General features: G+C 69.3%; 3 protein-coding genes and 1 pseudogene. All 4 read right to left on the bottom strand.

Going from position 1 to position 3,124, the window contains the following annotated elements:
• Positions 1–339: pseudogene (locus ACTQ1E_RS08745) on the bottom strand (transposase); the annotation flags it as partial.
• A gap of 117 nt (positions 340–456) precedes the next feature.
• Complete coding sequence (locus ACTQ1E_RS08740; RefSeq protein WP_055287498.1) at positions 457–648, bottom strand: hypothetical protein; 192 nt, start codon at positions 646–648, stop codon at positions 457–459.
• On the bottom strand, positions 645–1,349 hold the full coding sequence (gene istB, locus ACTQ1E_RS08735) for an IS21-like element helper ATPase IstB (RefSeq protein ID WP_055287500.1): 705 nt from the start codon (positions 1,347–1,349) through the stop codon (positions 645–647). The genes ACTQ1E_RS08740 and istB overlap by 4 nt, the downstream gene beginning before the upstream one ends.
• Before the next feature lie 66 nt (positions 1,350–1,415).
• Complete coding sequence (gene istA, locus ACTQ1E_RS08730; RefSeq protein WP_082421957.1) at positions 1,416–2,873, bottom strand: IS21 family transposase; 1,458 nt, start codon at positions 2,871–2,873, stop codon at positions 1,416–1,418.
• Positions 2,874–3,124 lie beyond the last annotated feature (251 nt).

Below are 3,124 nucleotides of genomic sequence, written 5' to 3'. Positions count from 1 at the left end.
GCGCCTGAGCTGCCAGGAGCCGGCCTCGCGCATGCAGTCGCGCATGAGGTGGACCGCGCAGCGCTGCCACGCGGCGCCCTGGAAGACCTCGCCGAGCGCCCGGACGAGCCCCGGGTGGGCGTCCGAGACGACGAGCCGCACGCCCGCCGCCCCGCGCGAGCGGATAGCCCGCAGGAAGGCGAGCCACGAGTCGTAAGACTCGGTGTCAACCACGTCGACACCGAGGACGCGCCTCCAGCCGCCCGCATCGCAGCCGATGGCGGTGACCACGGCGGTGGAGGCGACGCGCCCCCCGCGGCGGCACTTGACGTAGGTCGCGTCGAGCCAGACGTAGGGCACCGGCGAGCCGTGTGTTCCGTCAAGTAAAAATCGACAAATACGTCTGTCGAATTTCGACACCCTCATGCTGACCGCCTCCGGGCGGGCCGGCGCCGTCGCGGCCGGCCCGCCCGCTGCCTAGAACGGTATCTCCCAGTCCTCCGGGGGCACCTCCTCCATCCCGCCCCGCTCGCCCGTCATCAGCGGGTGGTCCGGCGTCAGCCCGCAGCCCGGGCACTGGAAGAGCCCGCAGAGCGCCTGCGCGTCCCAGGCGCCGGCGTCGCGGTCCTTCATCCTGTTCACCGGGCAGTCCTCCGCGGCGTACCTCATTCGGCCTCACCCTTCCCGAGCATCAGCGCGTTTTCCATCCTGTAGCTGGCGCCGTTGAACTCCACCAGCCTGCCCGTGTAGACGAGCCTGTCCACGACGGCCGCGGCCATCTTGTCGTCGCCGAACACCGTGCCCCACCTGCTGAACTCTATGTTGGTGGTGACTATGAGGCTCTGGGTGCCCTCGGGGGCCGACATGACCTGGAACAGCAGCCTCGCCCCCTCGACGTCGAGCGGCACGTAGCCGAGCTCGTCGAGTACCAGCAGGTCCGCCGACAGCAGGTCGTCGAGCTCCCTGCGCAGCCTGCCGCGGTCGCGCGCGTCGGCCAGGTGCATCACGAGCTGCGCGACGGTGAAGAACCTCACGGACTTGCCGGCCCTGACGGCGGCGGCGCCGACCGCGATGGCGAGGTGGGTCTTGCCCCTGCCCGTCTTCCCGTGGAAGACGAAGTCCTGGCACGCGTCGATGAAGGCGAGCGACCTGAGGTCGGCCTCCCCGTAGCCGTCGGGGAACGAGACCTGGGAGAAGTCGTAGCCGTCGAGCGACTTGGCCGCGGGGAACCTCGCCCTGCGCATCCTCCTCTCCAGCTGGTTGGCGGCCCTGACCTCCATCTGCCTGGCCAGCAGGCCCTCGACCGCCCTCATCTCGGGGAGCGTTGCCTCCTCGCAGAACTCGTCGACGACGCTGTTCGAGAACAGCATCGAGCGCGCCTTGCCCCTCAGCGAGGACTCGAGCAGGCGCCTGTCGGGGCATGCGGCCCTGGCCATCTACGCCACCCCCATGAAGCCGTCGTAGACGCCGAGGTCCACGGGCTCGTCGTAGGTGACGGTCCCCGTGGCGGCGCGCGCCGCGCTGACGGCGACCGACGCCTCGTCGATGCGGCCGGTCGCCTCGTAGGCGAGGCGCACCGCCTGCAGCGTGGCCTCCCATCCGGAGGTGGCCGCCTGGTCGCGCATCACCCTCAGCTCGGCCTTCAGGCCCGCCCTGTCCAGTGAGTCCATATGCTCCCTGAGCTCGTCGGGGAGCGCCTCCCTCACCCTGCTGTTCTCCCAGCCGCCGGCGTTCCACGCCAGCAGGGCGAGCTGCGAGGCGGGGTCGGACGTGTCGGTCGGGGCGCTGCCGTAGGCCCTGGGGTGCTCGCAGACGAGCTCGCCGCTGTCGGGGTCGTAGACGCTCACGGTCGTCGCCCGCAGGCCGACCGTGAGCCTGCGGCGCGAGAGCGACGGGTGCGTGGAGTAGAGGTGGCGGCCCCTCTCGCCGACCGAGACCTTGCCCTTCTTGTCGGCGGTGCGAGAGACGTAGGTGACGCAGTCGAGGGGCTTGGCCGGCAGCCCGAGCATCGCCAGCCTGTCGGCCTCGAAGAGATCGAGCTCGCGCTCGCCCTTTATCCAGTGGGGCTTGTCGGACATGGCGAGGCTGCGCTCGAGCAGCCTGCGGTTGAAGGCGCCGGCGTCCCACAGCTGGGGGACGGGGACGAAGAGGTTGCGGCGCACGCAGCCCACCTTGTTCTCGACGCTGCCCTTCTCGTTGCCCGAGCGGGGGTTGCAGAACCTGAAGCGGAAGCCGTAGTGGGCGCTGCAGGCGGCGAACAGCTCGGTCGTCCGGACCCCGCCGCCGACGCGGCGGCCGACGCCGGTCGCGTTGTCGAAGACGATCTTGGTCGGCACGCCGCCGACGTGCTCGAAGACGTTGCGCAGGGCCTGGCAGACGCACTCCGACGTCTCGCCCGGGAAGACCTGGGCCAGCCCGACGTTGGAGTACGGGAACGTCATCACGAAGAAGCTCAGCGTGGTCCGCATCCCCCTCACGTAGAAGTCGGCCTCGCCGAAGTCGGCCTGCGCCTCGCCGGGGCCCCAGACGAGGTCGAGGTACTGGGCGTCGGCCGCCTCCGCCGAGCGGCGGGCCCTAATCTCCCTGACGCACCGCTCCACGGTGCTGACGGAGACGTCGGCGCCGCACTCGGAGACGAGCCTGTCGTGGACGCGCTTTGCGGTATGGCGCTGCTTGCGTCCGCTGCGCATGTCGTCGTCGAGCCAGGACTCGATCAGGGGCCTGTACGGGTCGAGCTTTGAGCCCTGCGCCCGCCTCGCGGGCGGCTTGGGGCTGAAGTCGTCCATGTCGCGGTACTTGTAGACGGTGTCCCGGCTCACGCCGGTCTTGCGCGCGATCTCGGCGACGCTGTCCCCCTGCCGCCACAGCAGGCGTATAGAATTCTTATCGGTCATGCTGATCATTTCCTCTCCGGGCCTCCTTTGGTAGATACGAAGCACCACCAAGATAGCCCTGCGATCTGGTCAGCATGCCCCTTGCGGGAAGTGTCGACTTTATGCTGCCGTTTTTGTCGATTTAGATGTTACGGAATACAGAGCCGCCGAGCGGCCTTCCGCATAGGTCCTCGATGTCTGCGTCCAGGCTCGAGGCGATGGCGCTCACCTGGTCCTTCGAGAGCCTGGAGACGCCCATCTTCTCGGCCACC

Source organism: Collinsella sp. LCP21S3_C7 (genome assembly GCF_052118485.1).
In the GTDB taxonomy this organism is placed as follows: Bacteria; Actinomycetota; Coriobacteriia; order Coriobacteriales; family Coriobacteriaceae; genus Collinsella.
This window is presented reverse-complemented; position numbering and strand designations above follow the sequence as displayed.